This window comes from Nocardia sp. bgisy134, from assembly GCF_057708325.1.
In genome coordinates this window covers 1-18,367 of the sequence record NZ_JBYIRW010000014.1, presented here as the reverse complement: position 1 = coordinate 18,367, position 18,367 = coordinate 1, and the positions used below count along the sequence as shown (strand labels likewise).

General features: G+C 68.6%; 17 protein-coding genes. 8 read left to right on the top strand and 9 right to left on the bottom strand.

Annotated features, from left to right (window positions below):
• Positions 1-22 precede the first annotated feature (22 nt).
• Both AC3ERS_RS23605 and AC3ERS_RS23600 read left to right on the top strand, forming a co-directional pair.
• Entirely contained in the window at positions 23-1,630 is a 1,608-nt protein-coding gene (locus AC3ERS_RS23605) for an acyl-CoA synthetase (RefSeq protein WP_431970250.1), read from the top strand.
• 39 nt (positions 1,631-1,669) lie between these two features.
• Entirely contained in the window at positions 1,670-2,896 is a 1,227-nt protein-coding gene (locus tag AC3ERS_RS23600) for a cytochrome P450 (RefSeq protein ID WP_431970249.1), read from the top strand.
• Between the two features lie 70 nt (positions 2,897-2,966).
• Here the strand turns inward: AC3ERS_RS23600 and AC3ERS_RS23595 are convergent, their stop codons facing one another.
• Positions 2,967-4,337 carry a cytochrome P450 gene (locus AC3ERS_RS23595; protein ID WP_431970248.1) on the bottom strand — a complete coding sequence of 457 codons (1,371 nt, stop codon included), beginning with the start codon at positions 4,335-4,337 and terminating at the stop codon, positions 2,967-2,969.
• Between the two features lie 134 nt (positions 4,338-4,471).
• Between AC3ERS_RS23595 and AC3ERS_RS23590 the strand changes: the two genes are divergently transcribed.
• The gene (locus AC3ERS_RS23590; protein WP_431970247.1) at positions 4,472-5,701 is read left to right on the top strand and encodes an MCE family protein; all 1,230 of its coding nucleotides are present in this window, start codon (positions 4,472-4,474) and stop codon (positions 5,699-5,701) included.
• 6 nt (positions 5,702-5,707) lie between these two features.
• On the opposite strand, the gene AC3ERS_RS23585 is transcribed toward AC3ERS_RS23590, so the two are convergent.
• Together AC3ERS_RS23585 and AC3ERS_RS23580 are read right to left on the bottom strand one after the other, a co-directional pair.
• Complete coding sequence (locus AC3ERS_RS23585; protein ID WP_431970246.1) at positions 5,708-7,492, bottom strand: hydroxysqualene dehydroxylase; 1,785 nt, start codon at positions 7,490-7,492, stop codon at positions 5,708-5,710.
• Positions 7,485-8,864 carry an FAD-dependent oxidoreductase gene (locus AC3ERS_RS23580; protein WP_431970245.1) on the bottom strand — a complete coding sequence of 460 codons (1,380 nt, stop codon included), beginning with the start codon at positions 8,862-8,864 and terminating at the stop codon, positions 7,485-7,487. Before AC3ERS_RS23580 ends, AC3ERS_RS23585 begins: the two co-directional genes overlap by 8 nt.
• A gap of 162 nt (positions 8,865-9,026) precedes the next feature.
• On the opposite strand from AC3ERS_RS23580, the gene AC3ERS_RS23575 reads away from it, so the two are divergent.
• On the top strand, positions 9,027-9,671 hold the full coding sequence (locus AC3ERS_RS23575) for a TetR/AcrR family transcriptional regulator (protein ID WP_431970244.1): 645 nt from the start codon (positions 9,027-9,029) through the stop codon (positions 9,669-9,671).
• A 43-nt stretch (positions 9,672-9,714) separates the two neighbouring features.
• Here the strand turns inward: AC3ERS_RS23575 and AC3ERS_RS23570 are convergent, their stop codons facing one another.
• Positions 9,715-9,951, bottom strand: a complete 237-nt coding sequence (locus AC3ERS_RS23570; protein WP_431970243.1) for a hypothetical protein — start codon at positions 9,949-9,951, stop codon at positions 9,715-9,717.
• A gap of 338 nt (positions 9,952-10,289) precedes the next feature.
• Positions 10,290-11,087, bottom strand: coding sequence for an SAM-dependent methyltransferase (locus AC3ERS_RS23565; protein WP_431970242.1), 798 nt, complete (start codon positions 11,085-11,087; stop codon positions 10,290-10,292).
• Between the two features lie 367 nt (positions 11,088-11,454).
• Here AC3ERS_RS23565 and AC3ERS_RS23560 point away from each other — a divergent pair, with 367 nt between their 5' ends.
• Both AC3ERS_RS23560 and AC3ERS_RS23555 read left to right on the top strand, forming a co-directional pair.
• Positions 11,455-11,679 carry a DUF397 domain-containing protein gene (locus AC3ERS_RS23560; RefSeq protein ID WP_431970241.1) on the top strand — a complete coding sequence of 75 codons (225 nt, stop codon included), beginning with the start codon at positions 11,455-11,457 and terminating at the stop codon, positions 11,677-11,679.
• An 89-nt stretch (positions 11,680-11,768) separates the two neighbouring features.
• Positions 11,769-12,647: a helix-turn-helix domain-containing protein gene (locus AC3ERS_RS23555; RefSeq protein WP_431970240.1), complete on the top strand. Its 879-nt coding sequence runs from the start codon at positions 11,769-11,771 to the stop codon at positions 12,645-12,647.
• Positions 12,648-13,082: 435 nt separating this feature from the next.
• Here AC3ERS_RS23555 and AC3ERS_RS23550 read toward each other — a convergent pair whose 3' ends face one another.
• From AC3ERS_RS23550 to AC3ERS_RS23540, 3 genes are all read right to left on the bottom strand, one after another.
• Entirely contained in the window at positions 13,083-13,310 is a 228-nt protein-coding gene (locus tag AC3ERS_RS23550; RefSeq protein WP_431970239.1) for a hypothetical protein, read from the bottom strand.
• 652 nt (positions 13,311-13,962) lie between these two features.
• Entirely contained in the window at positions 13,963-14,625 is a 663-nt protein-coding gene (locus tag AC3ERS_RS23545; RefSeq protein ID WP_431970238.1) for an NAD(P)H-binding protein, read from the bottom strand.
• 32 nt (positions 14,626-14,657) lie between these two features.
• Complete coding sequence (locus AC3ERS_RS23540; protein WP_431970237.1) at positions 14,658-15,212, bottom strand: DUF2599 domain-containing protein; 555 nt, start codon at positions 15,210-15,212, stop codon at positions 14,658-14,660.
• A gap of 224 nt (positions 15,213-15,436) precedes the next feature.
• On the opposite strand from AC3ERS_RS23540, the gene AC3ERS_RS23535 reads away from it, so the two are divergent.
• Complete coding sequence (locus tag AC3ERS_RS23535; RefSeq protein ID WP_431970236.1) at positions 15,437-16,561, top strand: alpha/beta hydrolase family protein; 1,125 nt, start codon at positions 15,437-15,439, stop codon at positions 16,559-16,561.
• 22 nt (positions 16,562-16,583) lie between these two features.
• On the opposite strand, the gene AC3ERS_RS23530 is transcribed toward AC3ERS_RS23535, so the two are convergent.
• Complete coding sequence (locus AC3ERS_RS23530) at positions 16,584-16,826, bottom strand: hypothetical protein (protein WP_431970235.1); 243 nt, start codon at positions 16,824-16,826, stop codon at positions 16,584-16,586.
• A gap of 277 nt (positions 16,827-17,103) precedes the next feature.
• On the opposite strand from AC3ERS_RS23530, the gene AC3ERS_RS23525 reads away from it, so the two are divergent.
• A complete protein-coding gene (locus AC3ERS_RS23525; protein ID WP_431970234.1) occupies positions 17,104-18,318 on the top strand; it encodes a lipase family protein in 1,215 nt (404 codons plus the stop codon).
• Positions 18,319-18,367: the final 49 nt, after the last annotated feature.

Here is an 18,367-nt window from a genome sequence, read left to right as displayed (position 1 = left end):
GCCGAGAGCGAGACGACACCTGATGGCCAACAATTTTGCCGACCTGTTCGAGCACGCCGTCGACGCCATGCCCGACCGGATCGCGGTACTCCAGGGCGAGCGCCGTGTGAGCTTCGCGGACCTCGACGCCAGGGCCAATCGACTGGCGCACCACCTCGCGGCATCGGGCGTCGAGGCGGGCGCCCACGTCGGTTTCCAGATGCACAACAGCGTGGAGACCATGGAGACGCTGATCGCCTGCTTCAAGCTCGCGGCCGTCCCGATCAACATCAACTACCGATACGGCCCAGCGGAACTCGCCTACATCTACGACAACGCCGATCTCGACGCGCTCGTCTACCACGCCCGCTATTCGGACGCGGTGCGGGCGGCCAGATCTCGAGTCCCGCGCGTGCGGCACGCGCTCCGCGTCGACGACGAGACGGTGCACCAGGCCGACGCCGACGCCGTACCGTACGAGAGCGCGTTGGCGGAGCATCCCGGGACGCGGCCCGCGGCGAAGCGCGGTCCCGACGACCTGTTCATGATGTATACCGGCGGCACCACCGGGCTGCCGAAGGGCGTCATGTGGCGGCAAGAGGACATGTGGCGGGTGCTCGGCGGCGGGATCGATTTCTACACAGGCGAACCCGTGGCCGACGAGTACCAGCAGTCGCGCACCGGCGCGGCAGGCGAGCCGAGCATCTGGTTCGTACTGCCGCCGCTGATCCACGCGGCCGCGATGATGCCGACCTTCACCGCGCTGTGGTCGGGCAACGCGGTGATCTTCGAGCGCCGTTTCGAACCCGCCGCGGTGTGGGCGGGCGTGGCGCGGCATCGGCCGCAGGTGCTGGTGATCACCGGAGATGCCATGGCGCGGCCGCTGATCGACGCCTACCGGCAGCGGCCCGCCGACGCGTCCTCGCTGCTGGCCATCGCCTCCGGCGCGGCGCTGCTCTCGCAGGCGGTGAAGAACACCCTACTGGAGATGTTTCCGTCGGCGATCGTGTCCGACTCCATCGGATCGTCCGAAACAGGCTTCGGTGGAATAGGTTTCGCGCAGAAGGACGACGACCCCGCGCGCGGGCCCCGGGTGCGGACCGGTCGCGGCGCGGTGGTGGTCGACGACGAGGGGCGTCCGGTGCCGCCGGGCGCCGAAGGCCGGCTGGCGAAGACCGGGGCGGTGCCGCTCGGGTACTACAAGGATCCCGAGAGGTCCGCCCGGCTGTTCGAATCCGTGGACGGCGCCCGCATCGTGGTGACCGACGACCGCGCCAGGGCCGAGGCCGACGGCTCGGTGACCCTGCTCGGGCGCGGCGACATGGTGATCAACACCGGCGGCGAGAAGGTGTTCGTCGAAGAGGTCGAAGGCGTGCTGAAGGCGCACGCGCGGATCTACGACGCGGTGGTGGTCGGCGTGCCGCACGAGCGCTGGGGCCATCAGGTCGCGGCGGTCGTCACGGTGCCGGAATCCGGCCCGATCGACTTCGGCTCGCTGGAACTGCACGTGCGGCGCCACCTGGCCGGGTACAAGGTGCCGAAACAGATCTGGGTTGCCGACGCCATCGTGCGCTCGCCCAGCGGCAAACCGGACTACCGCTGGGCCCGGGACCATGTCGCGGGTCGCGAACCCGATCACCGATCCGCGTGAACCGCATCGCCGCAGGACATTTCATCCCAGGAGGTAGACATGACCGCACCGTCGATGCCGACGGGTTTCGACTTCACCGATCCCGCGCTGTGGCAGAACCGTAGTCCCGTCGAGGAATTCGCACTGTTGCGCCGCACCGCGCCGGTGTGGTGGAACGGGCAGTCCGACGACGCCTCGGGCGGCTTCCGCGACGGGGGCTACTGGGTGGTGAGCAAACTCGCGGACGTCAAGGAGATCTCGCGGCACGCGGAGCTCTACTCCTCGCAGCGCAAAGGCGCGATCATCCGGCTGCCGGGCGACATCACTCCGGAGCAGATGGAGCTCACCGGCGCGCTGCTGGTCAACATGGACGCGCCCAAGCATTCCAAGATCCGCCGGATCGTCTCCAAAGGATTCACCCCGCGCGCGGTCGAAAGCCTGCGCGCGGCGTTGACCGAACGGGCCGAGCGCATCGTGCACGCCGCGAAGCGCACGGGCGGGGGTGATTTCGTGCAGCAGGTGGCCTGCGAGCTACCCCTGCAGGCGATCGCCGAACTGCTCGGCGTGCCGCAGGAGGATCGGCGCAAGCTCTTCGACTGGTCGAACCAGATGCTCAACTACGACGACCCCGAGTACGGCGACCCGACCGTGGCCTCGGCCGAAATCCTGGGCTACGCGTGGAACATGGCCGAGCAGCGCCGTGATCGTCCGGCGCACGACATCGTCTCCGAACTGGTGTACGCCGACGTCGACGGCGAGGCGCTGGCCTCCGACGAGTTCGGCTTCTTCGTCATCCTGCTCGCGGTGGCGGGCAACGAGACGACGCGCAACGCGATCACGCACGGCATGAAGGCCTTCGTGGATCACCCCGAGCAGTGGGAGATCTACCGCGCGCGACGCCCGCGCACCGCGCCCGACGAGATCGTCCGGTGGGCCACTCCGGTCACCGCATTCCAGCGCACCGCCACCGCGGACGTCGAGCTCGGCGGGCAGCGGATCCACGCCGGGCAGCGGCTCGGATTGTTCTACAGCTCGGCCAATTTCGACGAGGACGGCTTCGCCGACCCGTTCGTCTTCGACATCCTGCGCGATCCGAATCCGCACGTCGGCTTCGGCGGGACGGGCGCGCACTACTGCGTCGGCGCGAACCTGGCCCGGCTGGAGATCGATCTGATGTTCAACGCGATCGCCGACGCGATGCCCGCGCTGCGGCAGGTCTCGGATCCGGTGCGGTTGCGGTCGGGCTGGATCAACGGGGTCAAGAGCTGGCAGGTTCGATACGAGTGAGCCGGTGACGCTCGGACGGCCGCGGTGTGGTGCCGCGGCCGTCCGAGCATGTCCGCCGAAGTCCCGGCGCTCAATCGCCCCGCCCGCCCGCCGCACCGCGCCTGCGGTAGCGCACCCGGCAGGGCTGCTCCAGCTGCACCACCATCTTCGAATGGTCGTTGCGGTAGCTCTCCGAAGGCTGAGCCATCTCGAACTCCCAGTCCCGCAGCAGGATCGAGAAGATCGCCTTGAGCTGCATGAGCGCGAACGCGGCGCCGACGCAGCGGTGCCGCCCCGCCCCGAACGGAATCCAGGTCCAGCGATTGACGATGTCCTCCTGATTCGGATCGAGGTAGCGGCCGGGGTCGAAGGCGTCGGGGTCGGGAAAGTCCTCGGGCAGCCGGTTCGAGATGGCCGGTGTGGCTGCCACGTGATCGCCCTCGGTGATGTGGTGACCGCAGACCTCGAAATCGCCTCTGGCGACCCGCATCAGGATGATCAGCGGCGGATGCAGCCGCAGCGTCTCCTTCACTACCGCCTCCAGGCGCGGAATCCGGCGCAGCGCACCGAAACTCACCGGCGAGCCGTCGGCGTAGAGTTCGTCCAGCTCGGCGACGACGCCGTCCAGCAGCTCCGGGTGGCGCAGCAGTTCGATCACGGTCCAGGCCGCGGTGCCGGAGGTGGTGTGGTGGCCGGCGAACATCATCGAGATGAAGATGCCGGTGATCTCGCTGGCGCTGAAGCGCGGAGCGCCGTTCTCGTCGGGCACGGAGACGAGCACGTCGAGCATGTCGCGGTCGCCGCGCTCGGCGGGGGGACGGGCGGCCCGCTGGTCCATGATTCCCTGCACCAGATCGACGAGCGCGGCCCGGGCCTCGTCCCTGCGGCGGAAACTCTCGATCGGCGCGTAGGGGTCCACGTAGGCCAACGCGTCGGTGCCGCGTTCGAGTTCGTGGTACAGGTGCGCGAACCTGCCGTCCAGTTCGTTGCGGAATTTCGCGCCGATGAGGCAGGCCGAGGAAGTGTAGATGGTCAGCTCGGCGAAGAAATCGAGCAGATCGATCTCGCCCGCGTCGCCCCAGCGCGCCAGCATCCGCTCCACCTCGGCGGCGATCGTGGCCGCGTGCCCGCGCATGTGCTCGGCCCGCAGCGCCTGGTTGTGCAGCATCTCCTGACGGCGTTCCGGACTGGCGTCGAAGACCACGCCCTCGCCGAAGATCGGCTTCATGAACGGATAGGCGGCGCCCTGGTCGAGATCCTCGTCGCCGGCACGGAAGAAGAACTCGTTGGCTTCCGCCCCGGAGAGCAGGATGACCTGTTTGCCCGCGAGCTCGAAGGCGCCGATGTCGCCGCATTCGGCGCGCACCCGGCGCATCAACGCGATCGGATCGGAGCGGAACTCCTCGAGATGTCCGTGCTCGTGCTCGCCGCCGGAGACGCGCTGTGGTTTCACCAGAGTCATCGGAAATCCTTCCACAGATACCTGTCCAGACATATGCTGGACACGTGTCTGGACAGTACTACTGTCGACCGGACGCGAGCAAGGGATACGCGATCGCGTGATCACGCGCAGGGCCCTGCCGAAGGGGTGAAGAGTTGGACGCACGGCAACAGTCCTTCCGGGGGCGCTACCCGAACCTGTGGGCCACGTGGGTGACGATCCGGCTCAAACTCGCCGGGCTGGCGCTGGTTTCGACGATCGTGGCCGTGCTGTTTGTCGCCTCGGCGCTGTACACGGGTCGCTTCGAGCCGACCGCCACGGTCGTCGTCGATGCGCCGCGCACGGGCTTGGTGCTCGATCCCGACGCCGCGGTGCGCCTGCGCGGTGTCGACATCGGGCGCGTCGCGGCCGTCGAACCGCACGATGGCCGGGTGTGGCTGCGGTTGGCGCTCGACCCCGGCCTGCTGCGGATGGTCCCGGAGAACACCCTGGTCGATATCCGCTCGACGACGGTCTTCGGCGCGAAGTACGTCAACTTCGTGGCGCCCGCCCACCCGTCGTCGCGCCCGCTCGCGCCGGGGGCGCTGATTCGCGGGGAATCGGTGACGGTCGAATTCAACACGCTGTTCCAGCGACTCTCGACGCTGCTGGCGGCAATCGAACCGGCACGGCTGAACGCCACCCTCGCCGCGTTGAGCGCGGCGTTGCAGGGGCGCGGCGACACGCTCGGGGATCTGCTGGCGCGCACCGACGCCGTACTGCGAGAACTGAATCCGAGCCTGCCGCAACTCGGACTCGATATGGCCGCCACAGCCGAGGTCACCGGCCTCTACGCCGACACCGCGGGGGAGTTGCTGCGCACGGTCGGCAACGCGACCGCGACCGGCGTGACCGTCGCGGACCGGGCGGCGGACCTGGACGAGATGCTGCTCAACGTGCTGGGTCTGGCCGAGACCACCCGCGCGGTCTTCACCGAGAACGAGCAGCAGCTGGCGACGGCGGTCCGGCTGCTGCGGCCGGGCGCCGAGTTGCTGCACGACTATCGCCCTGTGCTGCGCTGCGTGATCATGGGCATCACCTCGGTCATGCCGTTGGCGAACGCGATATTCGGCGGGATGAAGCCGGGCGCGGTGTTCAACAGCAACTTCATGCTGGCCTCGGAGCCGTACAAGTACCCGGAGGATCTGCCGAAGGTCAACGCGACCGGCGGTCCGGACTGCTCCGGTATCGAACAGCGCACGCCGGGTTCGCACGCGGACTATGTCGTCACCGACATCAACGAAGGGCCGCCGTTCGTCCCGCCGACCAGCGCCCAGCTGCACACGAATCCACAGACGGTGTTCGAGATCTTCTTCGGTGGACTGCCCGGCGTGGGTCGCCGATGAGGAACGTCAGGCGTCGAGCACATGGGGCAGTCCCGCGCGGTAGCGATCGGCGTCGAGGAGCTTGGCCTGATCGAAGAGCGGCAGCGAGACCAGAGGGAAGATCGGCGTGCGCAGGCCGGGGTCGTCGGCGGCGTCCATGATCGCGTTGGCCGCGGCGCGGCCGGACTCGTTGGCGCCTTCCATGGTCGCGAGGTCGATGTGGCTGCGCACGTGGTCGCCGCCGAAGAACAGATTGGGTATGGCGCAGTGCGCCGACGGCCGATGCACGTAGGAGCCGGCGGTGTTGACCAGCAACGGTGTCGCATTGTCGATTTCGCCACCGCGCCAGCTGATTCCGGGATCGAGATGCCAGGAGTGGATGTCCTCGTCGCGCAGCCAGCCCGTCGCGGTGTTGAGCCATTCCTTCAGCTGGGCCCACACTTCCGCCGCGATCTCCGCGCGCGAGCACTCCTTGGCCGGTCGGCCGTACAGCAGACCGGGGGAGTCCCAGTCGGAGATGTCCACCGAGAGACACTCTCGCACCGAGCCGTCGCCGTAGCGTGCGGCGAAATCGCCGACCCACATGGGCGCTTGGCGCAATGCGGTGAGCGCCCACGGCGAACCGAGCGCGGCGATATGGCCCTCCGGCAGCTCGGTCGTCCTGGCGAGGTAGTACTGAATGCCGACCATCCAATCCGTCTGCAGGTGACGCATGCCCGCCAGTCGCGGGTCGGCGTCGAGGATCTGGTCGCTGAGCAGCGGCCGCGCTCGCTCGACCGGCATGGCGCAGACGTACCAGTCCGCCGTGACGGTGTCGGCCGCGCCGTTCGCGCCACGCACGGTCGCCGAGACGACGCGCCCACCGCGCAGTGCCAGCGCGCTCGCGCCCCGGTTCATGACGAAACGGACACCGAGCGAACGCAGGTAGCCGACCCAGGGATCGATCCACGCCTCGTTGGTCGGGCGGTTCAGAATACGGTCGATCCCCGCGGCGTACTGCGGAATCGCTCCGGTCGCGGCCAGCACCAACGCCTCGCCGATGGTGCCGATAGTGCGCGCCGAGCTGAGGTGCGGTTTCGCGGCGACGGTGATCCGGGTGAGCGCGCTGACCAAGTAGTCGCGGTAGGCGGGCGACTTGCCCTCGGCGCGCAGGATCTGCTCCCAGGTGATGTACTCCCATTGCCCGAAACGCCGCTGCTCGCAAGAGGTGAACCAGACCGTCATCTGCTTGGCGAAGAACGCGAGTTCGTGCGGCGGCAGCTCGGGAACGAAACCGAACGCGCTCATCAGAGTGTTCTGTAGTCGTTGCGGCGTCAGCTGGTCGATCGCGCCGAGCTCGACCGGCGTGAAAATCGGTGGGCGCCCGCGGAATCCGGCGACGGTGCCCTCCACCCGCACCAGGTTGCCCGCGACGCCGTCGTGGTTGCCGGGGAACGGAATGCGCCGCATGGTGTCGGGAAGGTTCTGGTAGCAGCCGGGGAAGAAGCGAAAGCCGTGCTCGCCGGGCAGATCGAGCCGGCCCTCCGTGCCGGTGCCCGGGACGCCCATGCTCCTGGCCTTGCCGCCGAGGAAGGCGGGTTCGTAGACGGTGACCTGGTATCCGCGCTCGGCGAGTTCGTGAGCGGCGGAGAGCCCCGCGACGCCGCCGCCGAAGATCGCGACCGTTCGCCCCGGCGCGGGCGCTCGCCGCGCTACGGGCGCGGCGGTGGCCATCGGAGCGCTCGCCAACAGGCCGGCGCCCGCCGCCAGCGCACCGCGTAGGACATCGCGACGGGTCGGGGAAATACCGGAAAACGGTCGCTGATCACGCATGTCGAACTCCTGGGACGGCGGCGGTGGCGGGCGTGATGGCCGGGTGCGCGCGGGACTGCCACCAGTCGGCGGCGGTGTCGCGGGCTTCGTGGAGGAGTTCGGTCAGCACCGGACCGACCGACGGCCAGGCCGCACGCAAGGCGCCAACGGCCAGCGCGGCGGCGAGGCCAGGGGTGAAGACGTCCTTCGGATCCTTTGTCCGGGAGAAGATCTCGGTCACCGCCCGTGCTAGCTCCGGGTCGCCGGTGGCGCGGCGGTACAGCTGAATCTCCAAGGGGCTCATGGGCGTCGCGCGAGACAACCGGTTCGTCCACTGGTAGATGCCGAGACATTCGGTGAGGCGCTGGGACTCCCAGGCGCGCAACGCCGCGTCCAGGCGCTGCGGTTCGTGCAGCACCGGGGCGGCGAGTTCGCCGAGCCGTCTGCCGTAGTGCAGCGCGTCCCGAATGCCCTGCGCCGTCACGGGATCCTTGAAATGACCGGCGTCGCCGGGCAAGGCCCACCCGGGCCCGCTGGATCCCCGGAAGTAGGAGACGAGCCCGGTCGCCGAGCGGACGCGACCCACGCGCTCGCATCCCGCGAGCCGCGCCGTCAACCCCGGAATCCGTTCGATCGCTTCCCGATAGCGTCGTTCGGCCCCGCCGGGTCCCGGACGGTCCTGGCTCGCGGGCGGTTGTACGAGGGCGAGCAGCAGCCCGTCGTCGCAGGGGAAGGCGGTGCCGAGATCGGCGCCGTCGCGCCACTGCGCGGCCACCCCGCGCCATTCGACCGCCGTGTCACGCCAGTAGGCGAAATAGCAGTCCCGCCCGCTCGGCGCGAAGAGCCGAGGGCGGGACGCACCGGCCAGCCGAGCCACCGTGCTGCGCCGTCCGTCGGCGCCGACGACGAGAGCGGCGCGCAATTCGTGCGTGCCGGACGAATCGGTGTACCGCACGCCCGCGCATCGTGTTCCTCGCCAGAGCAATTCGCCGACCCGCGCGCCATCCCGCAGCTGCGCTCCCGCGGCGACCGCGGTGGCCGCGAGCGCGGCGTCCAGGCCCGTGCGGCGCACACACAGCGCGTAGTCGACGCCGTCGACCGGCGCGAACGAGGAGCGAATGGCATGGCCCGCGCCCGCCGCGTAGGCCGTCCGCATCGGTGGCGCGCCCAACTCCGCGACACGATCGAGCGCACCGAGACGCCGCAGCTCCGCGACTCCGCCGGGCCACAGCAAGTGCGTGGAGAGCGTGTCGGAGGGAAGCCGAGTCGCTTCGAGCAGCACCACCCGCCGACCGGCCTGCGCGAACGCGGCGGCCGCCGCCGACCCGGCGCAGCGCGCGCCGACCACGACGACCTCGGTGTCCTCGACCGGGATGGCAGAAGCGCCGCTCATCATCGAACCGCCTCGGTCACTGCGTCTCGGACATGGTGTCCGATCGATGGTGCGGCTCGGCGCCTCTCGCTGTCAACGGCCGCACGGCAGAATGGAACTCATGGATCCATCCAGCGGACGACCTCGGCGACGCCGCACCGTCGCGCGACGTGCGGGCGGCGGATGCCTTCGCTGACGAGAGCCCCGAAGAACGCGCGCAAGCAGGTCGACGACCGGCGCGCGGAATTCGAGCGACGCGTCCTACGCGCCGTCGAAGAGCTGCTCGCCGACGGAACGCCTTACACCGAGATCGCGGTGCAGAAGATCGCCGCGGCGTCGGGTTCCGCGAGATCGACCTTCTACCGCTACTTTCCGGACAAGAGCCGGCTACTGATCCGCATGGCGGAGCTGGCGACCGCGGACCTGTTCGACGCGGCGGAGACGTGGTGGCGCGCCGATCACGGTGACCGCAGGGCGGGAGTGGTCGGTGCGATCGGCAGCATGATCGCGGGGTTCCGTGAACATCGCTATCTGCTGCTGGCGCTGAGTGAAGTCGCCGCCTACGACCGAGATGTGGGGCGGTACTGGAGAGGTCGGGTCGCGTCCTTCGTGGATGTGGTGCGCACTCGGCTCGAGACGGATCGCGCCGAGGGGCGAATAGATTCGTCCGTCGACCCGACCGCGACGGCGGTGGTGCTGACGGCGATGGTCGAGCGATCGATCACGGCCGCCTTCGCGGCGAATTCGGTCGTCACCGACGACGCGCTGGCGGAATCGCTGGGGCGGGCGATCTGGCTCGTCGTCTACGGTGACGCGCCGTGCGCGTGATCGGGACAGAAGAGACTGAGCCGCAACGACATTCGAGGGCAAACTATTCGTCGTCCAGGCCCGCGGACAAGTACGCCGCCGCCGCGAGCCACTGTCTGCACTGCGGGCCGTGCACCTCGTGGAACTGGAGTATCTCGCGGGCGCGGCGATAGGTGAGGCCACCGGGCTCGGCGCCGCAATCGGCGGCGGACACATCGCCCGCGGCGGGTGGTCGCAACGTCTCTACACCGGCGCCTCCGAAGAGCGCGTCCCGGTGGGGAGTTCGAAATGGCTGACTCATGTCGACCGCCCCTCGCGTCTGGCAAAGGGGAGGCGAATTGTCTGTCGACGCCGGCGCGAACTCCCTGCGCGCCTCCCCGCGTTACTCTTTGCCCGAGTTTAGGGCCGCGTACCTTACAGATGCAAGTACATCTGCACGAACGACGGCGAGGAATGGAAAACGGCGGCCGTCGACGGATGCCGACGGCCGCCGTTGTGGCGCAGCGGCTTTCCCAGGCGCGTCGCACTATTTCCTGATGCGTCAGTAATTTCGCCGACCCGGCGCGATTATCGATGACACGTCAGGATATTTCGGCGCGCCGGATATTTGCCGACTGGCCGGTATCCGCGGTGTGCGCGTCAGGGTTTGCGCGCGACGGCTCCGTATGCGGAAATGGGCCGGATCTCGCCCACCTCGGTATTCTCGGCGCGCCACTGGGTGATGGAGGTGAATCCGGGGTCGACCAACTCCAAACCGTCGAAGACGGCGCGAATCTGGGCCTGCGGGCGCGGCACGTACGGCACGCCGCCGGTGCCGGTGTAGTTCTCGCAGAGGGTCACGTACTCCTGGCTGTCGTCCGTGCCGTCCCACATCACCAGGTAGCTGCCCGACGGCACGGCGTCGAGCGCCGTGTGAACGATGCGCAGCAATTCGTCGTAGGTCTTGGCGTGGCCGAGCACGCCCATGAACATGACGGCGATCGGCTTGTTGAAATTGAGGACGTTCTGCGCGTCGGCGACGATCTGCTCCGTGTCGTGGAAGTCGCAGTCCACGTAGGTGGTGACGCCTTCCGGGGTGGTGCTGGTGAGCAGCGCCCTCGCGTGGGTCAGCACGAGCGGATCATTGTCGACGTAAACGATTTTCGCGTCGGGCGCCACGCTCTGCGCCACCTCGTGGGTGTTCTGCATGGTCGGCAGGCCGGTGCCGATGTCGAGGAACTGGCGGATGCCGACCTCGCTGGCCAGGTAGCTGACCGCGCGGATCAGGAACTGGCGCGACTGGACGGCCATCGTGGTGATGTCGGGGTCGACCTCGATGCCCGCATCACCTGCGACCCTGTCGATTTCGTAGTAGTCCTTGCCCCCCATCCAGTAGTTCCAGATTCGGGCGGAATGGGGGATGTCGGTCCGGATGAGCGGGCTCTGGTCTTCGGGCATCGCGTGTGACTCCTCGGGAACGTGCGTGCTGGCCGGATGTCCGCCGCCCTTGACCGATGTTCGGCGGCGCGCCGCGCGCGTCTTGCACCGAGGTTGTCGCGAATGGACGGTACATCCGATGTGCTCTGTGACAGTACAAGATTCGGGTGGTGTCAGCGGACTGGATCCGCCAGCTGATCACGGTCTTTCCGCGACTGACGAATCACCGGTCTCAAAGCCGACCGGTAGGTCCGAATTATTCTGCGCCGCATGGTGAACTTCGTGCTATCGTCCGGACGTGGGTGCAAATGCAAGAACGTTTGAGCGTGCATCTGCAAGCACCCAAGCGGATAGGTCCCTCACACTGGCAGTAACCGAGGAGTGGGAAATGTCGGGTACAACCACACACAAGATCACGAGCGCCTGGCGCAAGAGTTCGTACAGCGGGCCGAGCGGCGGCAACTGCGTCGAAGTAGCGGAGGTGTCCAATGGCCTGGTCGCCGTGCGTAACTCGCGCGACCCCGAGGGCGCGGTCCTCTTCTACACACGCCCCGAGATCGACGCGTTCGTTCGCGGAGCAAAGGCCGGGGAATTCGACGATTTGACTAGCTGAAAGGTAACATTGCGGTCGGTGCGGTGTGTCTCGAAACGACAAGTGTGTGACACACTGGTGGGCAACCTCGAGTATCGGAGACGAACTCCATGATCGCAGAACCCAACGACGACGGCCTCGTGCAATCGGTTGTCGCGGAGCATGGTCCGACTGTGCTCCGGATCGCCCTGGGTGGGCAGTTGCGCAAGCTACGCGAGAGTTGCAGCATCACCCGCGAGGCCGCCGGCGACGCGATTCGTGGCTCGCACGCCAAGATCAGTCGTCTCGAGTTGGGCCGCACCGGTTTCAAAGAACGCGACATCCGCGATCTCCTAACCCTTTACGGCGTAACCGATCCCGTCGAACGCGAGCGGTTCCTCGCGCTGGCCAGACAGGCGAACGAGCCCGGCTGGTGGCACCGCTACAGCGACTTGCTGCCTTCGTGGTTCGGCACCTACCTGGGGCTGGAGCAAGCGGCCAACAAGATCCGCACCTATGAGGCGCACCTTGTGCCCGGCCTGCTACAGACGCCCGAATACGCAAGGGCCGTCTTGTCTCTCGGCAACGACGACGCCGACACCGAACGACGCGTCGCCGTGCGCCAGCGCAGGCAGGAGATCCTGCACCGGACGGATCCGCCGATCGTCTGGGCGGTGATCGACGAGGCCGCGCTGCACCGTCCGGTGGGCGGGCCGCAGGTGCACCGCGAGCAGATGCAGCACCTCATCGCGCTGGCCGGCCTACCGAACGTGACCCTTCAGGTCCTGCCGTACTCGGCGGGCGAGCACGCGGCCGCGGGCAGCTCCTTCAGCATCCTGCGCTTCGCTCAGCCCGAGCTACCCGACATCGTGTACCTGGAGCACCTGACCAGCGCCCTGTACCTGGACCGCAGGCAGGATCTGGCGCTGTACCTCTCGGTGATGGACCGCTTGAGCGTGCAGGCCTTGCCGCCGCAGAAGTCGGTCGAGATGTTGGCATCGTACGCGTGACGATCGTCCGGCAGCGCTGAGGAGCGTCGCCGAAGATCATGTGGCGCCGCCGATGGTCTGCCAGTACGGCCGAAGACCTCGCGGTGTATCCGAGAAATCACCGAGTGCCGCTGGATGCGGTGCGGTGCCGTCGATAACTATCTGCCGTCGATAACTACCTGGCGCCGCTGATGCAGCTCGACGCCCTGAAGATCACGAGCGGTCTCTTTTCTGATTTTTGCCGCCTGGCTCGGGCCGAAAACGATTGACGGCGAGAAGATCCCGTTGTGGCTCGAGCGTCGTCGTCGGTCCGGACGACGCGAGAAGCGGCGAGGTCGCGCTGGGTGTCGCGCACACCGGCTCGGCGGACGGAGGTGATGTCCGGCCGTGTCCTGCCGCAGGCGAGATTCGCTGGCGCGCAGCGCTGTTCGGCCGCCGCGCGCGGTGATTAACCGGCTACTGCCTGATGAAGGTGGATGCGATGCGCCAGAACGTCGCCGGCTGCAACGCCTCGAGATCCCAGTCGTCCGCCATGGCGTGCGCCGTGGACACGATCCGATCGATGTCGAAATCGTTCCGGGTGGCCGCTCCGGTGGACTCGACGGCATCGATGACGAACGCGACTGCCGTTTCTCGTGAGTACGCGGTATTTCTGTGGCCGCTCGGGGCCGACGATGTGCTCATAGCTCTACCGTTCGCTGGCTGGTCGGCCAGTGCGGTGTCGGCGAACCCGATCCGGCCGCCTGTAAGTGGTTGGTCCATAAGAACGCCCCTGACTGTAGGCGGCAGCAAACCTCCGGCGACTTTTGCCCTCGGTTCGCCCACACGGCCTCCCCTGGTTGTCCTCTATATAGCTTTGCGGAACTGAGTTTAGGTCCGTGTGCCTTTCAGATGCAAGTACATCTGCACGATCGATTGTATTCGCGCAAAAGGTTTTTCACAGTTGTGACCAGCGCGGCCATGCGTTCCGACCGGGCGGTTCGCTGGATCGGCGCGGCAGCCTCCGGGTTCGCCCTCTTCCCAGTGTTCTTCCTCGTCAGGCCGGGTGTACGGCTGGCCAGGTCGGGCGGCGTTCGCCGCGGCGATGCGTCCCGGACCGTCCGACCGGCGCGTGCGCCTCGGCGGGGGCGCGCGGATGGCCGGACGCTCCGTGTGGCGAAGCGTCGTCATTGCGCCCCCGCGCGGCGAGGTCTCGAATGGTGAATCGGCAGCGTCGGGAAATCGTTTCGGATTCGGTGCGAAATCGCGGGTCGGCGGCGGCCGGATAAGTCGGCCGACGGAACCGTCTTGGGGATCCCGCTGGCCGAATCCGGTGCGTCACACGATAATCAGCAATCTATTGGCTACCAATATTGGCGACCGCATCGGCCGACGGCGTATCCCCGGCGACGAGGTCGAGCGTGGTGCGCACGGTGTTCGGAGCGGACAGCACGGCGGCGAGGACGGCCGCGACGTCGGCGCGGGCAATGCTGTCGCGACCGACCCGGTCCGCGCTCAGGGTGACCCGGCCGGTGCCCTCGGTATCGAGCAGCCGACCCGGGCGCACGATGGTCCAGTCCAGATCGCGGGCTCGAAGATCGTCCTCGGCTTGGGTTTTGGCATCGATGTAGGCGGCCCACACCTCGTCGGTGCCCGGCGCGGGCGGCTGACCGGCACCCATGGTGGAGATCTGCACGAAACGTCGTACTCCGGCCTGCTCCGCGGCCTCGGCGAGCAGCACCGAGCCGCCCTTGTCCACGGTGTATTTGCGGGCCGCGCCGCTGCCCTGCCCCGCGCCCGCCGCGAAGACGACGGCATCGGCCCCGGTCAGCGCTGCGGCGAGTGCGGTGCGGTCGGTTCGTTCCAGATCCAGCACGAGAGGGCGGGCTCCGGTGGCGGCGACATCCGCGGCGTGGACGGGGTTGCGAATCAGGCTGTCGACGGAGTGACCCACCGCGGCGAGCGATTCGGCGAGCAGCAGGGCGATCTTGCCGTGTCCACCGGCGATCACGATGCGCATGGGTGTCCTTTCCGGTAGCGGGTGGCGGTCGGTCAGCGTTCGGGTCCGCCCGGGTTGCACGACGCCTGCACGGTGGCCGGGTAGCCGACGGCGGGCCGCCACGGTTCGATATTCCAGCTGGGCTTGTTCGGCTGGACCAGACGCGCCCAGTCCCAGTGGCAGATGAACTGGTCGCGCATGCCGGGGGTGTCGGCGTCGGGGGACTGGGCGAGAACCTCCTGCCAGGCCCGCTCGTCCGAACCGGGATAGGTGGTGCGGCGACCGGCTTCCGAGGGGAAGACGAGCAGGCGGGCGCCGTCCACGTTCTCGGTCCACGCCACGTGGTCGACGAGGGGAATGCCCTCGTAGGGGTCGACCGTCGGCTGCGCCGCAAGGGGGGTGGCGGGTGAGGTGATCGCGATCGACGCGGTGGTCGGCGGTGCGGTCAGGCGCGCGGACGGCGTGGGCGAGCCCAGATCGGACGTCGTCGCGGTGGACGTGTTATCGCCGCCGCAACCGGCGACCGCGAGGGACAGCAGTAGCGCAACCGTCGCCCCGTGTACCACGCGCGGTCGGCGGTCGTGTGCTGTCCGCGTCCGCTGTCTCACTGTCGTTCCCTCCCGAGCGCTGTACTTGTCCGGCGTGGCCGCTGTGGGTATCCAACATGGCCGCCGTGGTGTCCGGCGTGGCGCGGACGTCCCGGTCGAGCGTAGTCGTGCGCGGCCGGACGACGTCCGTCGATGGCCCGCATGTGGCGGGGGTAGGTCGCCCTGAGCGGGACACCGAATGTGGTGTCTTGCCCCGCCGGCATCGATACGGCAATCATCGGTCGATGAATCGCGCACTGATCTTGGGGGGCGTGCTCGGGGTCGTGATCTCGGTGCTTGCGCCCGCGGGCACCGGCGCGGCGAACCCTGCCGGACTGCCCGGCTCGGTCACGGAGGTGTCCCCGTTGCCACAGGTCGTCGAAGTGGCGGACGCGGGCGCCGGGCTACGGCTTGTCTACTGGTCGCGCGGCCCGCACGGGCCGATGCAGAGCAGCGGCGCGATCTATCTGCCGCCGGGTCCGCCGCCGCCCGGCGGATGGCCGATCGTGGCCTACGCGCACGGCACGGTGGGGATCGCCGACCACTGCGCGTTCACGGTGCAGCCGCGCCGCCTCTATCTCGACACCGTCTATCCGGAGTTGCTGCGCGCCGGCTACGCCGTGGCGCTCTCCGACTACGTCGGCCTCGGCACCCCGGGCACGCACCCGTATCTGGATGGACCGTCGCAGGCGCGCAGCATGATCGACGGGGTGCGCGCCGCGCGGACTGTCGTGCCCGAGCTGAGCGACCGGTGGGCCGTGCTCGGTCAGTCCCAAGGCGGGCAGACCGCCTTGTTCACCGCGCGCATCGCCCCGGAGGACGCGCCCGAGCTCTGGTTGCGCGGCGCGGTCGCCACCGGGCCGCCGTCGAATCTGGAGAACATCGCGCCGCTGCTCGGCCCCTGGGTGCCGCGGCTTCCGCTCCGGATGACGACCGCCTATTTCGCCTCGATCCTCGTGGGGTTGCGCGAGACCGCGCCCGAAGTCGACGTGGACAGCTATCTGACTCCCGTGGGCCGGGATGTGCTCGCCCTGGTCGAGCGCGAGTGTGTCGCCGAGGCCGACGCCATGGTGCGCGATATCTCGATCGGCGAGATGCTGGCGAAGCCGCTGGCGGATCCGGCGCTGCTGGCCGCGGCGCGCTCGATGCTGCGGATACCGACCGAGGGCCACACGGTGCCACTGTTCATCGGCCAGGGTCTGACCGATCGCGACGTGCCCGCGCCCCTGAGCGCAGCCCTGGTCGCGGAGCTGACGTCGGCAGGCGCGGATCTCCAGGTGGCGGTCTATCCCGGCGACCACCTCGCTACCGCCCGCGACTCGCTGCCGGACACGATGGCCTTCCTCCATCGGGTGCTGGACAGTCCGTGAGGCACGGCGCGTCACCTCGCGTTCAGGTCCACAGCGACCGGCACGGCAACCTGCGCAGCTCGGGTCCGACCTTGCCGTCCACGGTGACGGTGAGGCCGGCGTGCAGCGCCGCGCTGGTGAATTCCCACGCCTCGGTGCTGGTCGCGGCGTACGCGAGCACGATCTCGTCCTCGGGGGTCGGGCCGTCGAAGTAGACGGTCACGCGCCGGGTCAGCGCGTCCGCGACACCCGACCAGCGATCCGCGATGCGCTGTGTGCCGTCCATGCCACCGTCTCCTTCCGGTCCGGCGCGGCCGTACGCCGGTTACTCGACGGTAGGTCCGGGACCATAGCAAAGAACATGTTCCATCCCACTGGCTGGACAAGTCACAGGCCGCGCGGCGCTTCGGTGGGGATTCTCACGAGTATGTGTGCGCGGCGGTCACAGCGTGTCGCTGCCCGAACTGTGAATTGTCAACATGTTGCGCACCGCGTCTGCCATCCCCACCGTCCGTTGATGAGGATGTTCTCCAACGTTGGACCCACTGGGGAGGCACAAGTCCATGAGGAAGGCCCTGCGTTCGATGCGCGCGCTCGGTGTCGCCGCGCTCGGAGCGATGATGGTCGTCGCCGGAGCGGGGGTGACCCACGGCGAACCGCTGTATCCGGCCCCCGATCCGGATCCGTTCTACGCCTCGCCCCCTGACCTGGCCGACAAGAAGCCCGGCGAGGTGCTGGCGGTGCGCCAGATGCCGCCGCTGCCGATCTTCCCGGACACCACCGTCACCGTGGTGCGGTTCCGTTCGACCAGCTCGCAGGGCAAGCCGATCGCGGCCACCACCACGGTGCTCACCCCGACGGCGCACCGCAAGGACGGCCCGCTGCTGTCCTTCCAGCACATCATCAACGGGCTCGGCGCCGAGTGCTCGGTGTCGCGGGTGCTCTACACCGGCGATCCGAATCTGATCGTGCGCGAGGCGCCCGGCTGGAACGTGCTGCTGCAGCGCGGCTGGAGCGTGGCCCTCCCCGATCATCTCGGCCCGCAGTTCGCCTACGGCGCGGCGAAGCTGGGCGGTCAGATCACCCTGGACGGCATCCGCGCGGTGAAGCAGGTGTCCGATCTGCAAGTGGCGCAGAGCCCTACGGCGATGGTCGGCTACTCCGGCGGCGGGATGGCCACCGCGTGGGCGGCGGCGCTGGCGCCGGAGTACGCACCGGAACTCCAGCTCGCGGGTGCCGCGATGGGCGGGGTGCCGATGAACCTGGTCAAGATGATGGAGGGCCTCGGCCTCGGTTCGCACCCGGTGTTCGGTCTGGCCTTGGCCGCGGGCCTCGGCCTGGAGCGTGAGTACCCGGAGCGGTTCCCGCTCAGCGAGCAACTCAACGACCGCGGGCTGGCCGCGCGCGACGCCATGGCCAACAGCTGCACCAACGACATCATCGCCGCGGGCGCGGGACGTGGCGCGATGGACTTCGCCAAGACGACCTCGATGATCGACAACCGCGACGCGCGAGCGGTGGTGGAGGAGAACAGCCTCGAGCTGCACGCCGGTGTGCCGCGCACGCCGGTGTTCGAATGGCATTCTCCGATCGACGGATTGGTTCCGGTCGACGCGATCGTCAACACCGACCGCAGGTGGTGCGCGGCGGGCGTGCGGGTGCAGGCCGAGCAGATCGCGGTGCCCGATCATCTCACCGCCGCCGTTCTCGGCATCCCTGCCGCACTGGGCTGGCTCGACGCCCGCTTCCGCGGCGAGTCCGCGCCGAGCAACTGCTGAGCCCGGTGGGGGGGGGGGGGGGGGGGGGGGGGGGGGGGGGGGGGAGAGA